We start from the raw sequence: 15354 nt of genomic DNA on the forward strand, positions 1-15354 counted from the left end.
CCCCACCCCCCAAGGCACTCATGACACAGGGCTCCATCCGGATTCGCGGCGCGCGCCAGCACAACCTCCAGAACCTCGATCTCGACATTCGCACCGGCGAAATGACGGTGGTCACCGGGCCCAGCGGCTCGGGCAAGTCGAGCCTCGTTTTCGACACCCTCTATGCCGAAGGCCAGCGGCGCTACGTGGAGACCTTCTCCGCCTACGCGCGCCAGTTCCTGGACCGCATGGACAAGCCGGCCGTCGACAAGGTCGAAGGCGTGCCGCCCGCCATCGCCATCGACCAGACCAACCCGGTGCGCTCCTCGCGCTCCACGGTCGGCACGATGACCGAGCTGAACGACCACCTGAAGCTGCTCTTTGCGCGCGCAGCCAACCTGTTCGACCGCGAGACCGCGCTGCCGGTGCGCCACGATTCGCCCGACAGCATCTACGCGCAGATCGTCGAGCGAGCGGCTGCGGCAGGCGATCCGCGGCTGGTCGTCACCTTCCCGGTCGAGCTGCCCGCGAGCACCACGGCCGACGAGGTGCAGCAGTGGCTGTCGGCCAGCGGCTTCACGCGCGTGCAGGCCGAGCGCGAAGTGGCCACGCCCACGGGCCCGCGCAAGGTGCTCGACGTGGTGGCAGACCGCTTCCGCGCATCGAGCGCCGAGCGCTCGCGCGTGGTGGAGGCGATCGAGGTTGCGCTCAAGCGCGGCAGCGGGCGCGTCACGGTGCATGCCACGGGGGCCGAGGAAAACGCGCCGACCGATGTCTGGAAGTTCTCCACCGGCCTGCACTGCCCCGAGAGCGACATCCGCTACGCCGACCCGATCCCGTCGATGTTCTCGTTCAACTCGGCCGTGGGCGCCTGCGACACCTGCCGCGGCTTCGGCCGCGTGATCGGCGTCGATCTGGGCCTGGTCATTCCGAACGACAAGCTCACGCTGCGTGCCGGCGCCATCAAGACCATCCAGACGCCCGCCTGGAAGGAAGCGCAGGACGACCTCATGCGCCATGCCGAAACGGCCGGCATTCCGCGCGACACGCCCTGGAACAAGCTCACCGACGAGCAGAAGCACTGGGTGATCGAGGGCACGCCCAACTACAAGGAAGGCAACTGGAACAAGCAGTGGTACGGCGTGCGCCGCTTCTTCGCCTACCTGGAGAGCAAGGCCTACAAGATGCACATCCGCGTGCTCTTGTCCAAGTACCGCAGCTACACGCCGTGTCCCACCTGCAGCGGCGCGCGCCTGAAGCTCGAGAGCCTGCTGTGGCGCATCGGCAGCAAGGAAGAAGCCGACGCGGTGCTGCCGCCCGAGAAACGCTTCATGCCGACCGGCGCGAAGTGGACCCGCGCGCAGCTGGAGGCGCTGCCGGGGCTGTGCCTGCATGACCTGATGCTGCTGCCCATCGAGAGGCTGCGGCAGTTTTTCGACCGGCAGCAGCCCTCACCCCAACCCGCTCCCGCAAGCGGGAAAGGCAGGACGACCGAGCAGCCGGCCGGGGGTTCTGAATTACTCCCTCTCCCGCTTGCGGGAGAGGGCAGGGGTGAGGGCGAAACCCAGGCCCTCAAGCTGCTGTTCGAAGAAATCACCACCCGCCTGCGCTACCTCCACGACGTCGGCATCGGCTACCTCACGCTGGACCGCCAGAGCCGCACGCTCAGCGGCGGCGAGGTGCAGCGCATCAACCTCACCACCGCGCTCGGCACCTCGCTGGTCAACACGCTGTTCGTGCTCGACGAGCCCAGCATCGGCCTGCATCCGCGCGACATGAACCGCATCACCGAGGCCATGCTGCGCCTGCGCGACGCGGGCAACACGCTGGTGGTGGTCGAGCACGACCCGGCCGTGATGCTGGCCGCCGACCGCGTGATCGACATGGGCCCGGGCCCCGGCGCACGCGGCGGACAGGTGGTGTTCGACGGCACCACCGACCAGCTGCGCGATGCCGACACGCTTACCGGCCAGTACCTGGGCGGGCGCAAGAAGATCGGCATGGGCTTCAAGCGGCTGGTGAGCGAGAACACGCACCGGCTCATCCTCGAGGGCGTGCGCGAGCACAACCTGAAGAACGTGACGGTCGAGTTCCCGCTGGCGCGCCTGGTGTGCGTCACCGGCGTGAGCGGCTCGGGCAAGTCCACGCTGATCCAGGACGTGCTGGCTCCGGCGCTCATGCGCCACTTCGGCAAGGCCACCGAAAGCCCGGGCGCGCACGACCGCCTGCTCGGCGCAGACCACCTGGGCGACGTGGTGTTCGTCGACCAGTCGCCCATCGGCAAGACCGCGCGCTCCAACCCCGCGAGCTACGTGGGCGCCTGGGACGCCATCCGCGAGATCTTCGCCACGGCGACGCTGTCGCGCCAGCGCGGCTACACCGCGAGCAAGTTCAGCTTCAACTCCGGCGACGGCCGCTGCCCGACCTGCGGCGGTTCGGGCTTCGAGCATGTCGAGATGCAGTTCCTGTCCGACGTGTACCTGCGCTGCCCCGACTGCGACGGCAAGCGCTACCGCCCCGAGATCCTCGAAGTGCGCGTGGAGCGCAAGGGCAAGAGCTACAACGTCGCCGACGTGCTCGAACTCACCGTGGCCGAGGCCGCGGCCGTGTTCGAGGCCGACCGCGACGTGCTGCGCGTGCTGCAGCCGATCTCCGACGTGGGCCTGGACTACGTCAAGCTCGGCCAGCCCGTGCCCACGCTCTCCGGCGGCGAGGCGCAGCGCCTGAAGCTCGCCGGCTTCCTGGCCGAGGCTGCGAAGAACGCCACCGCCAGCAAGCAGTCGGTGGCGCGCAAGGGCACGCTCTTCCTGTTCGACGAGCCCACCACCGGCCTGCACTTCGACGACATCGCGCGGCTCATGCGCGCGCTGCGCAAGCTGCTCGATGCCGGGCACTCGCTGATCGTGATCGAGCACAACCTCGACGTGATCCGCGCGAGCGACTGGCTGATCGATCTCGGCCCCGAGGGCGGCGAGGGCGGCGGCCAGGTGGTGGCCGAGGGCACGCCCGAGCAGCTGCGCGAGAACCGCGCCTCGCTCACCGGCGCCGCGCTGGCCGACTACGAATTCGCCATCGGCCCCGAGGCCTACAAGGTGGCCGAGCGCGCCGCGCGCCGCTACGTCGCCAATGCCAAGACGGCGCCGGGCGCCGATGCGGTGCAGATCGTCAACGCGCGCGAGCACAACCTGAAGAACCTGAGCGTGGACATCCCGCGCGGCAAGTTCAGCGTGGTGACGGGCGTGAGCGGATCGGGCAAGTCGACGCTGGCCTTCGACATCCTCTTCAACGAGGGGCAGCGCCGCTACCTCGAATCGCTCAACGCCTATGCGCGCAGCATCGTGCAGCCGGCGGGCCGGCCCGAGGTGGACGCGGTGTACGGCATTCCGCCGACGGTGGCCATCGAGCAGCGCCTGTCGCGCGGCGGCCGCAAGAGCACGGTGGGCACCACCACCGAGGTGTGGCACTTCCTGCGCCTGCTGTACGTGAAGCTGGGCATCCAGCACTGCATCCACGACGGCGCGGCCGTGCAGCCGCAGACGCCCGACAGCATCGCCGCACAGCTGATGCGCAACTTCAAGGGCCAGCACATCGGACTGCTCGCGCCGCTGGTGACCAACCGCAAGGGCGTCTACACCGAGCTGGCCGACTGGGCGCGGCCGCGCGGCTTCACGCATCTGCGCGTGGACGGCGAGTTCCTGCCGACCACCGGCTTCCCGCGCATCGACCGCTTCAAGGAGCACAGCATTGAGCTGCCGGTGGCCAGCCTCGACGTGCTGCCTTCGAACGAGAACGAGCTGCGCGCGGCGCTGGCCAAGGCGCTGGAGCACGGCAAGGGCGTGGTGCACGTGCTCAGCGATCTCGACGGACTGCGCGCCGCGATGATGGCCGGCGTGTCCACAGCGGGCATCGGCCGCGTGAACGTGTTCTCCACGCTGCGCGCCTGCCCGGTGTGCAGCACCAGCTACGCCGAGCTCGATCCGCGCCTCTTCAGCTACAACAGCAAGCACGGCTGGTGCCCCGACTGCGTGGGCACCGGCGTCAAGCTCAGCAAGGACCAGCGCAAGGTGTTCGACGACTCCGTGCTGGCCGGAGACGACAAGGGCCGCGAGCAGACCTTCGCCGAGCCCGAGGTGGAAGACCTGGCCGACGTGGCCTGCCCGACCTGCGAGGGCACGCGCCTGAACGCCACCGCGCGCGCCGTGAGCTTCGGCACCGCGGCCGACGGCACGGGCGGCATCGGCATCACCGAGCTCGCGCGCATGAGCGTGACCGAGGTGCGCCAGTGGTTCGAGGGCCTCGCGCTCACCGGCCGCGAAGCCGAGATCGCGCGCGACCTGGTGCCGGAAATCAGGAGCCGTCTCGAGTTCCTGGAAGAAGTGGGCCTGGGCTACCTCACGCTGGACCGCGGCGCGCCCACGCTCTCGGGCGGCGAGGCGCAGCGCATCCGCCTGGCGGCGCAGCTCGGCAGCAACCTGCAGGGCGTGTGCTACGTGCTCGACGAGCCGACCATCGGCCTGCACGCGCGCGACAACCAGATCCTGCTCGACGCGCTGCACAAGCTCGGCGACAAGGGCAACACGCTGGTGGTGGTGGAGCACGACGAAGACACCATCCGCCGCGCCGACCACATCATCGACATCGGCCCGAGCGCCGGCAAGCGCGGCGGCCGCCTGGTGGCCGAGGGCACGGTCGCCGACATCCAGAAGGCCGACGACTCGCAGACCGGCCGCTACCTGCGCGACGCCATCCGGCACCCGCTGCAGGCGCGCCGGCTGATCCCGTCGCCCGACCCGAAGGCCGAGGAAAGCGGCGAGTGGCTCACGGTGCACGGCGCCGACCTGCACAACCTGCAGGACGTGACGGCCACGCTGCCGCTGCGCCGCCTGGTGGTGGTCACCGGCGTCAGCGGCTCGGGCAAGTCGACGCTCGCGCGCGACGTGCTGCTGGCCAACGTGCAGGCCATCGTGGCGCAGCGCTCGACCAAGGCGGGCCGCGATGCCGACGCCGCCGGCAAGCGCCCCGCGTGGGCGGGCTGCCGCAAGGTCGAGGGCTACGAGACCGTCGACCGCGTGCTCGAGGTCGACCAGACGCCCATCGGCAAGACGCCGCGCAGCTGCCCGGCCACCTACATCGGCTTCTGGGACACCATCCGCAAGCTCTTCGCCGACACGCTGGAGGCCAAGGCGCGCGGCTACGGCCCGGCGCGCTTCAGCTTCAACACCGGCGAAGGCCGCTGCCCGGGCTGCGAGGGCGCGGGCGTGCGCACCATCGAAATGAGCTTCCTGCCCGACGTGAAGGTGCCCTGCGAGGTGTGCCACGGCGCACGCTTCAACCCGGAGACGCTGGCCGTGAGCTGGCGCGGCAAGAGCATCGGCGACGTGCTGAAGATGGAAGTCGACGAGGCCGTCGAGTTCTTCGCGAGCATGCCCAACATCAGCCACCCGCTGCAGCTGCTGAAGGACGTGGGCCTGGGCTACCTCACGCTGGGGCAGCCCTCGCCCACGCTCTCGGGCGGCGAGGCGCAGCGCATCAAGCTGGTCACCGAGCTGAGCAAGGTGCGCGACGACATCACCCGCCGCGGGCAGAAGGCGCCGCACACGCTGTACGTGCTCGACGAGCCGACCGTGGGCCTGCACATGGCCGACGTCGAGAAGCTGATCCACGTGCTGCACCGGCTGGTGAACGGCGGCCACAGCGTGGTGGTGATCGAGCACGACCTCGACCTGATCGCCGAGGCCGACTGGATCCTCGACCTCGGCCCCGAGGGCGGCAGCGCCGGCGGGCGCATCGTCGCGGCGGCGCCGCCGGAAGAGGTGGTGCGGCTGGGCACGCACACCGGCGTGGCGCTGAAGCCGGTGCTGGCGCGCTGAGTGCGAAAAGGGCCTCGCCGGTGCAGGTCGCCGGCGAGCCTCTTCACCTCGGCGCATAGGCCTTTCGAGGGTATCGCCAAGGTCATGCAAAGCGGCGCACAATGGCTTCCAACCCTTGGCGCAGGCGCATCCTGAATCAGCCATGGTGGAGTGAACATGCGAGGGATGAAGCGCCGCGGCGGGGCTACGCAAGGAGCCATGTCATGACCCGCTTCATCGATGTTCACAGCCTGGTCCGCCTGGTCGACGAGACCGGTGTCCCGCAGTTCCTGACCGCGCTGGCCGACGCGCTGCGCGACGACTTCATGCGGTGGCGGGAGTTCGACAAGAAGGCGCGCGTGGCCAGCCATTCGCACCTCGGCGTGATCGAGCTGATGCCGGTGGCCGACGACGGCGCCTACGCCTTCAAGTACGTCAACGGACATCCGCACAACACCGCGGTCGGGCTGCCGACCGTCATGGCCTTTGGCGTGCTGGCCGAGGTCGACACGGGCTACCCCGTGCTGCTTTCCGAACTCACGCTCACCACCGCGCTGCGCACGGCCGCCACCTCGGCGATGGCCGCGAAGGTGCTGGCGCGGCCCGATTCGCGCAGCCTCGCGCTGATCGGCAACGGCTCGCAGAGCGAGTTCCAGGCGCTGGCCTTCCATGCGCTGCTGGGCATCGAGGAAGTGCGCGTGTACGACATCGATCCGCACGCCACCGACAAGCTGGTGCGCCACCTGTCGGCCTGCACGCCGTTGGAGATCGTGCGCGCCCGCTCGGTGGCCGAGGCGGTGCGCGGCGCGGACATCGTCACCACCGTCACCGCCTACCAGGGGCGTGCGACGGTGCTCACACCCGACATGATCGAGCCGGGCATGCACATCAACGCGGTGGGCGGCGATTCGCCCGGCAAGACCGAGCTGCATCCCGGTGTGCTCGGCAAGGCCCGCGTGTTCGTCGAGTACGAGCCGCAGACCCGCGTCGAGGGCGAGATCCAGCAGGTGGCCGCCGACTTCCCGGTGAGCGAACTCTGGCGCGTGCTGCTGGGCGAAGTGCCCGGGCGAGAGAGCCCCGCGCAGGTCACGCTGTTCGACTCGGTGGGCTTCGCGCTGGAGGACTACACGGCGCTGCGATACATCCAGCGCATCGCCACGGAGCGCGGCATCGGCCGGCAGATCGCGCTGGTGCCCGAGCTCGACGACCCGAAGGACCTGTTCGGGCTCACGGCCTCCGGTAGGCGCCGGGCGGTGCTGCGGCGTGCGGCATGATGGGCGGCTTCGCCACTGCCGCCTTCCGTCTTCATGCTCACCATCTACAACGACCAGCACGCTCTCCACCAGGGCAAAGTCGAGATGTTCCGCGGCGAGCTCGTGCCGTGCTTCGAGGTGCCTGCCCGCGTCGACCATGTGAGGCATGAGCTGGAGCGCAGGCGCATCGGCGCGCTGCAGGCGCCCGACGCCTTCGACGAAGCGCTGCTCGCGAAGGTGCATGCGCCGCGCTACCTGGATTTCATCGCCCATGCGTGGGACGAGTGGGTGGCGCTGGACCCGTCCAACGCGACGCGCGATGCGCTGCCCTCGTACTGGCCCACGCGCGGCATGCGCAGCGACGTGTTGCCGAAGAGCTTTCCCGCGCGCCTGGGGCTCTTCTCCTTCGATGCGGGCACGCCGCTGATGGCCGGCAGCTGGGCGGCGGCGCGACACGGCGCGGCCTGCGCCTGGACCGCGGCCCAGCGCGTTGTCGGCGGCGAGCGCGCTTCCTTCGCGCTGACGCGCCCGCCGGGCCACCACGCGGGCGCCGATTTCTTCGGCGGCTACTGCTTCCTCAACAACGCCGCCGTGGCGGCGCAGGCGCTGCGCGACGCGGGTGTCGAACGCGTCGCGGTGCTCGACGTCGACTACCACCACGGCAACGGCACCCAGGCCATCTTCTACGAGCGCGACGACGTGCACTTCGCAAGCCTGCACGGCGATCCGCTGACCGACTACCCCTACTACCTCGGCCATGCCGACGAGCGCGGCGCCGGACGCGGCGAGGGCTTCAACCACAACCTGCCGCTGCCCCGCGGCACCGACTTCACCGCATGGCGAGCCGCACTGAAGACCGCGCTGGCCCGCATCGCCGAAGTGAAGGCCGGTGCGCTGGTGGTCTCGCTGGGCGTCGACACCTTCGAGGGCGACCCGATCTCCGGCTTCAGGCTCAGGAGCGACGACTACCTGCGCATGGGCGAAGACCTTGCTCGGGCCGGATTGCCGACGGTGTTCGTCTTCGAGGGCGGCTATGCAGTGGCGGAGGTGGGCGTCAATTCGGTGAACGTGATCGAAGGGTTCGCGCAGGCCGGCAGCTGACGCACAGGCGACTCGGACGCCGGAATTCGCCCTGTTTTCCCACGGAAATCAGGGCAGCCCCGATTGCCTTCGCCGATGCGGCGGGGCCCAATCGGCGCTTTTCTCTCGTCAGGATCCAGTCAGCCATGCTCCGCCGCTCCACCTTTCTCCGTACCGCCGCCGCCATCGCCGCAGCCGGCGGCCTCGCCCTTCCGATGGCAGCGCTCGCGCAGGCCTTTCCCGCCAAGCCCGTCAAGCTGGTGATCGCCTTCCCGGCGGGCGGCCCGACCGACATCACCATGCGCCAGCTCGCGGAGAACGCGAGCAAGATCCTCGGCCAGCCGGTCATCATCGAAAACAAGCCCGGCGCCGGCGGCACGCTGCCCGCGCAGGCGCTGCAGACCGCGCAGCCCGACGGCTACACCGTCGCGCAGATCCCGCTGGGCGTGTTCCGCCTGGGCTACACGACCAAGATCAACTGGGATCCGCTCAAGGACATCACCTACGTCATCAACGTCACCGGCTACGCCTTCGGCATCGTCGTGCCGGCCGACAGCCCGTTCAAGACCTGGGCCGACTTCGTCGCCTACGCCAAGGCCAACCCCGGCAAGCTGACCTACGGCTCCACGGGCACGCTGACCAGCCCTCACCTGACCACGGAGATCATCGCGCAGAAGGCCGGCATCCAGCTGCAGCACGTGCCCTACAAGGGCAGCGCCGACCTGATGCTCGCGGTGGTCAGCGGCCAGCTGATGGCCGCGGCCGACAGCACCGGCTTCGCACCGCAGGTCGAGGCCGGCAAGCTGCGCGTGCTCAACACCTGGGGCGAGAAGCGCCTGGCCAAGTTCCCCGACGCCCCCACGCTGAAGGAACTGGGCTACGACGTGGTGCAGAACTCGCCCTTCGGCATCGGCGCACCCAAGGGCACGCCGCCCGAGGTGGTGAAGAAGCTGCACGACGCCTTCAAGCAGGCGATGGAAGAACCCAGCTACGTGGCCGCGCTGGGCCGCTACGACATGCTGCCGAACTACATGAGCTCGGCCACCTACACCAAGTTCGCGCAGGACACGGTGGTGAAGGAGAAGGCGATCATCGAGAAGCTGGGGTTGGCGAAGGAAAAGTGAGCCGACCTTAGGTGTCACCCCCTCAGGATGGATGCGAGCGCGATGTTGATGTAGTAGTTGCTCCGTCCCATCCTGTGTTTCTGGACGAAGCCGCCTTCGACCAGTGCCTCGAGATACTTGGTTGCGGTGAGGCGCGAGACCTGCAGGTCCTGCTGCACGAATTCGATTTTCGTGTAAGGGTGCATGAAGAGGTTGTTGATCAGGTCCTGGCTGTAGAACTTGTACTTCTCGCGAATGCGGTGCTTGTAGTCGAACAACGCCGACTTGATCGCATTGATCGTCTCGATGGTCTGGCTGGCGGTCTGCTCCACCGCCTCGAGCAGGTACAGCACCCACTCTTCCCATGCGTCCTGGTCCCGCACTGCCTGCAGTAGTCGGTAATAGTCGGCTTTCGTCCGCACTATGTGACTGCTCAGGTAGAGCACCGGAATATCGAGCAGCCGTTCCTTCACCAGGTAGAGCACATTGAGAATTCGACCGGTACGGCCGTTGCCGTCGTAGAACGGGTGAATGCTCTCGAATTGATGATGGATCAGCGCCATCTTGATCAAGGGATCGGCGGCGAACGAATCTGTCTCGTTGACGAAGCGCTCCAATGCGCGCATCAGCGCCTCGATCTCGCCCGGATCCTGCGGCGGCGTGTAGACGATGCGGCCAGCCGCGTCCTTCAGGGCGGTCCCTGGCAGCTTGCGAAAGCCCGCGTTGTTGCGTTCGAGCTCGGACTGGATCCGGATGATGTGGTTCGACGTGATCAATCCGCTCTCGCGGACTTGCTCGAAGCCCACACGCAAGGCCTGCCGGTAGCGCAGCACTTCCTTGGCTGAGGGATTCGCGAAGGCCTCCGGCAAGACATCGTCCTTGAACAACTCGTCGTGTGTCGTGACGATGTTCTCGATTTCCGAGCTGTCCTTGGCTTCCTGCAGGGCCAGCGTGTTGATCAATATTCCCTGATTGGGTATTGCGGCAGCAATTCCCTTGAGTTCAGCCAACCTGCGGCTGGCGCTGGCGAGCTTCTTCAGTATTGCGGGGGTGTCGAACCGCGTGGGGTTCAGTTGGTCGAGCGACGCAAGGATATGCATGGAAATCAAGGGTTTCCATACATGTTAGGCCCGACATGTATAGAAATCCTAAATTTCTATACATGAAGGCAGACTCAAGTCCGCAAAAACCAGAAAACTGCACAGATCATCGATGCGGATGGATTGCAAACAGCTCGTCCACCAGCCGGCCCGCCAGCTCCGGCTGCACCCCGTCGCCGCCGAACACCAGCCGGAACACGATCGGCGCGATCAGGTGGTCGATCACCTGCTGCGGTTCGGGGGCGCGCTCGCCGCGGGCGTGGGCCTGCTCGACCAGGGTGAGCGCTTCCCTGCGGCGGTTGCGCAGGCAGTCGGTGTCGGAGTTGCCGTTGGCCAGCGCGGCCGCGGCTTTCAGCAGCGAGGTGTTGCACGGCCTGGACAGGTGCTCGATGAGTTCGCGCGCCCAGGCTTCGAGGTCGGCGCGCAGGGTGCCGGTGTCCGGCAGCGGGCGGTTGGGATCGAGCCGGTGGGTGGCGGTTTCGGCCAGCAGGCCCTGCAGGTCGCCCCAGCGGCGGTAGATGCTCGATGCGCTGACGCCCGCCCGCTCGGCCACGGCCGGCACCGTGACGCGCTCCCGTCCCTGTTCGGCCACGAGTTCCTCGAGGGCGGTGCGCACGAGCGCCTGCACCTGGGCGCTGCGGCCGCCGGGGCGCTTGTTGGGGAGGGCGGTGTCGGTCATGGCGATGGACTTTAACGCAAAGATATTTGCTTTAGTGGATTTACAGTTCTAGAATCACAAAAGCAAAAAAAGTTGCGTTAAGGATTCGCCATGCCGTCCTCCTGCCCCGAACTCGCCTCCGCCACCGCCGAGATCGCTGCCCGCTCCAGGCCCTGGCGCCTGCCGCAGCGCGCCGCCTTCGCGCTGCTGGCGACGGTGCTGTTCGCCTTCTTCTTCGCGGCGGCGGCGCCTTCGCCTCTCTTCGTGGTGTTCCAGCACGCCTGGCACTTCTCGGCCTCGCTGCTCACGGTGGCTTTCGCGGTCTACGCGATCGCGCTGCTGGTCTCGCTGCTGGTGGCGGGGTCGCTGTCGGACCACATCGGGCGGCGTCCGGTGGTGCTGGCGGCGCTGGTGCTGCAGGCGGTGGCGATGGGGCTCTTCCTGCTCGCGAACGGCATCGGCGGGCTGATCGTCGCGCGCGTGGTGCAGGGCATCGCCACGGGCGTGGCGAGTGGCGCGCTGAGCGCGGCGGTGGTCGAGGCCGCACCGGCTTCGCGCAAGCGGCTGGGGGCGATGATCACCAGCGTGTCGCCGCTTGCCGGCCTTGCCGCCGGTGCGCTGCTCACGGGCGTGGCGGTGAAGTTCTCGGTGCAGCCGGTGATGCTGGTGTTCGGCGTGCTGGCCGCCGTGTTCGCACTCGGGGCGGCAGTGGTGCTGTGGATGCCAGAGACGGTCACGCCGCGCGCCGGCGCGCTGGCCTCGCTGGTGCCGCGCGTGTCCATTCCCGCCAAGGCGCGCGCCGAGTTCGCGCGCGGGCTGCCGGTGTTCGTCGTGGTTTGGGCACTCGGTGGGCTGTACCTGTCGCTGGCGCCTTCGCTGATGCTGCACGTGTTCGGCATCGACAACGGCGTGGTCAACGGCCTGACCGTGGCAGTGCTCTCGGGCACGGGAGCGATCGCGCCGACGCTGCTGGGCCGCCTCGCGGCACCGCGCCCGGCCATCGCCGGCATGGCCAGCATCGCGCTCGGGCTCCTGCTGCTGCTGGCTTCGCTCGCCACGCGCTCGCTCGCGCTCTTCTTCGTCGGCACGGCGGTGGCGGGCGTCGGCTTCGGCGGGGCCTTCTCGGCGCTGGTGCAGACGTTGGCACCGATGGCGCAATCGCACGAGCGCGGCGAGCTGTTCGCGGCGATCTTCGTGGTGAGCTACCTCGCGTTCAGCCTGCCTGCGATGCTTGCGGGCTTCCTGGTCGCGCCGCTGGGCTTGCTGAACACCACCGAAGGCTATGCAGCGGTGCTGCTGCTGATCGCGGCCTTCGGCACCTGGAGCCAATGGGCCTTGCTGCGCCGGATGCGGCGCGAGCTGCCCTTGCGCGGGTGAGCGAAGGGAGTTGCTCGGGTCAGGCCTTCCACGCCCTGGTTCCAGCCGTCTCGGCTCCCGCGGCGTGACGGATATCGGCAGCTACCTGTGGGCCGGCTTCCGGCTCGAAGCGCCCATCACCCACGATGAGGGCGCCACCGGCATCTCCGGCTTCAGTTGACGCCCTACCGCGAGCCCGGCCTCAGCGTGCCGACAGAACCGTGCGCGCCGCCTCGGCGAAGCCGGTCCCGCGCTCGCCCTGCGTCACGTAGCGCGGCAGATGCTCGAGCTGCGGCACGAAGCGCGCGACGTTCGCCACGCCGATGCTGTGCGCGAAGGTGCGGAACATCAGCTGGTCGTTGGTGGAGTCGCCCACGTAGGCCCAGCGGTCCATCTCGTCGTCGAGCCGGCGGCCCCACAGCTCGCGCACGATCCAGCGCGCGCCCTCGAGCTTGTCGTTGTCGCCGTACCAGCCGTTGACGTGGATGCTGCTGACGGTGGCGTGCATGCCCTCGCCGCGCATCAGCGCAACCACCTGCGCGATGGTGGCTTCGCTCAATTGCACGAACTCGCTGTGGTCGATGGCGATGTCGGTCTCACGCCCCGGCGAGTCGGTGGCGCGGCCCACGCCCGGCAGCTCGCGCTCGATGCGCTCCAGCACCGACTGCATGCGCGCGAAGTTGGCCGCGCGCGTGGGCTCGTCCTGCTGGTAGCGTTTCTCGACCTTGCCATCGGCAGAGGGCAGCAGCGCCACTGCGCCGTTCTCGGCGACGATGGCATCGACAGGCCAGGCGTTGACGAAAGGAAGGCTCCAGCCCACCGGGCGGCCCGTGATCGCCACCACCGAGAGGCCCGCCGCCTTGAGATCGCCCAGCGCCTGCAATGCATCTGGCGTGATCGCGCCCTCGTGCGTGAGCGTGTCGTCGATGTCGGTGAACACGCCGATGAGCCCGGCGCGCGCAGTCTCGGGCCAGGCGGCCAGCGGCAGCAGATGATGGGGCGAGGAGGGCAGGGAAGGCGGCTGCGAAGGCATGGCGGAAAGAATGCGAAAAGGAGCGGCGATCGTACCGGCGCTTTCGTGTAGCATCCCGCCCCCGCCGTGCCATGGAGGCCGGTGCGGCGCTCTCCATGCCCCACATCCTCGTCGACGACCTCCGCAAGACCTACCGCATCTCCGAACGCGACCCTGGCGTGATCGGTGCGCTGCGCGGCCTCGTGCAGCGCCGCCATCGCACGGTGGAGGCACTGTCGGGCGTGTCGTTCTCGCTGGAGCGAGGCGAGCTGCTGGGCTTCATCGGGCCAAATGGCGCGGGCAAGTCGACCACCATCAAGATCCTCTCGGGCATCCTGCGGCCCGACGGCGGGCGCGTGGAGATCGACGGGCGCGACCCCTTCGCCGACCGCGAGCGCCACGTGGCGCGCATCGGCGTGGTCTTCGGCCAGCGCACGCAGCTGTGGTGGGACCTGCCCGTGGGCGACGGCTTCGACCTGCTGCGCGACATCTACCGCGTGGAGCCCGCGCGCTACCGCCGCACGCGCGACGAACTGGTGGCGCTGCTGAACCTGGAGCGCGTGCTCGCGCAGCCGGTGCGGCAGCTCTCGCTGGGCCAACGCATGCGCGCGGAGATCGCGGCGGCGCTGCTGCATGAGCCCGACATCCTCTTTCTCGACGAGCCCACCATCGGCCTCGACGCGCCCTCGAAGCTCGCGGTGCGCGACTTCGTGCGCCGCGCCAACCGCGAGCGCGGCACCACCGTGCTGCTGACCACGCACGACATGCACGACATCGAGGCGCTGGCCCGGCGCGTGATCATCATAGGCCACGGCCGCGTGCTGGCCGACAGTCCGGTCGAGGCGCTGCGCGCGCAGGTGATGGCCGAGCGCCGCCTCGTCGTCGATTTCGCGCAGGGTGCCGAACTGCCTGTGGAAGTGGCCGGCGCCAGGGTGCATTCGCGCGACGGCCAGACGCTGGTGCTCGACTTCGATCCATCGCAGACTCCGGCGCCAGCGCTCATAGCGCGCATCGCCGCCGCGCACCCGGTGGAGGACATCCGCCTCGAAGGGCTGGCGATCGAAGCCGTCATCGCGCGCTTCTACGCCATGCACGGGGCGGCAGAGGCATGACGGCGGCCAGCCCGCGCGATCTTGCGCGCCCGTACCTCGCGGCCTTCGCATCGCGCTTCCTGCAGATGCTGCAGTACCGCACCGCCGCGCTCGCCGGCTTCGCCACGCAGTGCTGGTGGGGCGGCATCAAGGTGATGGTGTTCGCGGCCTTCTACGGCCATGCGGCAGTCACGGGTGCGAGCAGCTCGATGTCGCTCGCCCAGGCCATCACCTACACCTGGCTCGCCCAGGGGCTGCTCGTGTTGCTGCCCTGGCTGGGCGATCCGGAAGTGGCGCAGGCCGTTCGCACCGGCGCCGTCGCCTACGATCGGCTGCGGCCCGTCGACGCCTACGCGCTGTGGTTCGCGCGCAGCGCCGGCTGGATCGCCGCGCGCGTGCTGCCGCGCGTGGCGCTGATGGCGGCCTTCGCGATGGTCGCGCTGCCGCTGCTCGGCCTGGGCGAGTGGGCCTGGCAGCTCCCGGCGGGCGTGGCGGCGGGGCTCGCGTTCGTGCTGTCGGCCGTGCTGGCGCTGCTGCTGTCGACGTCGATGGTGATGTTGCTGAACGTGGCGGCCACCGCCGCGCTCAACGAACGCGGCATCAGTGCGGTCGCCACGCCGGTGGTCATCGTGTTCTCGGGCAACCTGCTGCCGCTCGCGATGCTGCCCGACGGCTGGCAGACCGCGCTGCTGCTGCAGCCCCTGGCCGGGCTGATGGACATTCCGGCGCGGCTGTACTTCGGGCAGCTGCAGGGCTGGCAGGCCATCGGCGGGCTAGGGCTGCAGGTCTTCTGGATCGCGGTGCTCGTGGCGCTGGGGCACCTAGCGATGGGCCGTACCATGCGCGGCCTGCAGGTGCAGGGCGGATGAAGGT

The 15354-nt window shown here is 69.0% G+C and carries 10 protein-coding genes; 7 read left to right on the top strand and 3 right to left on the bottom strand.

Going from position 1 to position 15354, the window contains the following annotated elements; genetic code table 11:
* Nucleotides 1–20 precede the first annotated feature (20 nt).
* The 4 genes from uvrA to FHY06_RS27595 all read left to right on the top strand — a co-directional run bounded on the left by uvrA (nt 21) and on the right by FHY06_RS27595 (nt 9285).
* The gene (uvrA, locus tag FHY06_RS27580; protein WP_184607131.1) at nt 21–5849 is read left to right on the top strand and encodes an excinuclease ABC subunit UvrA; all 5829 of its coding nucleotides are present in this window, start codon (nt 21–23) and stop codon (nt 5847–5849) included.
* Between the two features lie 203 nt (nt 5850–6052).
* A complete protein-coding gene (locus FHY06_RS27585) occupies nt 6053–7102 on the top strand; it encodes an ornithine cyclodeaminase (protein ID WP_184606992.1) in 1050 nt (349 codons plus the stop codon).
* A gap of 33 nt (nt 7103–7135) precedes the next feature.
* Entirely contained in the window at nt 7136–8182 is a 1047-nt protein-coding gene (locus FHY06_RS27590; protein WP_184606993.1) for a histone deacetylase family protein, read from the top strand.
* Between the two features lie 125 nt (nt 8183–8307).
* Entirely contained in the window at nt 8308–9285 is a 978-nt protein-coding gene (locus tag FHY06_RS27595; RefSeq protein WP_184606994.1) for a tripartite tricarboxylate transporter substrate binding protein, read from the top strand.
* 14 nt (nt 9286–9299) lie between these two features.
* Here FHY06_RS27595 and FHY06_RS27600 read toward each other — a convergent pair whose 3' ends face one another.
* Together FHY06_RS27600 and FHY06_RS27605 are read right to left on the bottom strand one after the other, a co-directional pair.
* A complete protein-coding gene (locus FHY06_RS27600; protein WP_184607132.1) occupies nt 9300–10364 on the bottom strand; it encodes a Fic family protein in 1065 nt (354 codons plus the stop codon).
* A gap of 106 nt (nt 10365–10470) precedes the next feature.
* A complete protein-coding gene (locus FHY06_RS27605) occupies nt 10471–11043 on the bottom strand; it encodes a TetR/AcrR family transcriptional regulator (RefSeq protein WP_019656381.1) in 573 nt (190 codons plus the stop codon).
* Nucleotides 11044–11133: 90 nt separating this feature from the next.
* Between FHY06_RS27605 and FHY06_RS27610 the strand changes: the two genes are divergently transcribed.
* A complete protein-coding gene (locus FHY06_RS27610; protein WP_184606995.1) occupies nt 11134–12399 on the top strand; it encodes an MFS transporter in 1266 nt (421 codons plus the stop codon).
* A gap of 181 nt (nt 12400–12580) precedes the next feature.
* Here the strand turns inward: FHY06_RS27610 and FHY06_RS27615 are convergent, their stop codons facing one another.
* Complete coding sequence (locus FHY06_RS27615; RefSeq protein WP_184606996.1) at nt 12581–13411, bottom strand: HAD-IIB family hydrolase; 831 nt, start codon at nt 13409–13411, stop codon at nt 12581–12583.
* 95 nt (nt 13412–13506) lie between these two features.
* Here FHY06_RS27615 and FHY06_RS27620 point away from each other — a divergent pair, with 95 nt between their 5' ends.
* Together FHY06_RS27620 and FHY06_RS27625 are read left to right on the top strand one after the other, a co-directional pair.
* Nucleotides 13507–14502, top strand: a complete 996-nt coding sequence (locus tag FHY06_RS27620; RefSeq protein ID WP_184606997.1) for an ABC transporter ATP-binding protein — start codon at nt 13507–13509, stop codon at nt 14500–14502.
* The gene (locus tag FHY06_RS27625) at nt 14499–15350 is read left to right on the top strand and encodes an ABC transporter permease (protein WP_184606998.1); all 852 of its coding nucleotides are present in this window, start codon (nt 14499–14501) and stop codon (nt 15348–15350) included. Before FHY06_RS27620 ends, FHY06_RS27625 begins: the two co-directional genes overlap by 4 nt.
* The last annotated feature ends 4 nt before the right edge of the window (nt 15351–15354 follow it).

Origin of the sequence: Variovorax atrisoli (genome assembly GCF_014195185.1) — a bacterium.
Classification (GTDB): domain Bacteria; phylum Pseudomonadota; class Gammaproteobacteria; order Burkholderiales; family Burkholderiaceae_C; genus Variovorax; species Variovorax atrisoli.

Coding starts and splice junctions, on each gene's coding strand:
- uvrA (WP_184607131.1), top strand. CDS start 21: ATGACACAGGGCTCCATCCGGATTCGCGGCGCGCGCCAGCACAACCTC.
- FHY06_RS27585 (WP_184606992.1), top strand. CDS start 6,053: ATGACCCGCTTCATCGATGTTCACAGCCTGGTCCGCCTGGTCGACGAG.
- FHY06_RS27590 (WP_184606993.1), top strand. CDS start 7,136: ATGCTCACCATCTACAACGACCAGCACGCTCTCCACCAGGGCAAAGTC.
- FHY06_RS27595 (WP_184606994.1), top strand. CDS start 8,308: ATGCTCCGCCGCTCCACCTTTCTCCGTACCGCCGCCGCCATCGCCGCA.
- FHY06_RS27600 (WP_184607132.1), bottom strand. CDS start 10,364: ATGCATATCCTTGCGTCGCTCGACCAACTGAACCCCACGCGGTTCGAC.
- FHY06_RS27605 (WP_019656381.1), bottom strand. CDS start 11,043: ATGACCGACACCGCCCTCCCCAACAAGCGCCCCGGCGGCCGCAGCGCC.
- FHY06_RS27610 (WP_184606995.1), top strand. CDS start 11,134: ATGCCGTCCTCCTGCCCCGAACTCGCCTCCGCCACCGCCGAGATCGCT.
- FHY06_RS27615 (WP_184606996.1), bottom strand. CDS start 13,411: ATGCCTTCGCAGCCGCCTTCCCTGCCCTCCTCGCCCCATCATCTGCTG.
- FHY06_RS27620 (WP_184606997.1), top strand. CDS start 13,507: ATGCCCCACATCCTCGTCGACGACCTCCGCAAGACCTACCGCATCTCC.
- FHY06_RS27625 (WP_184606998.1), top strand. CDS start 14,499: ATGACGGCGGCCAGCCCGCGCGATCTTGCGCGCCCGTACCTCGCGGCC.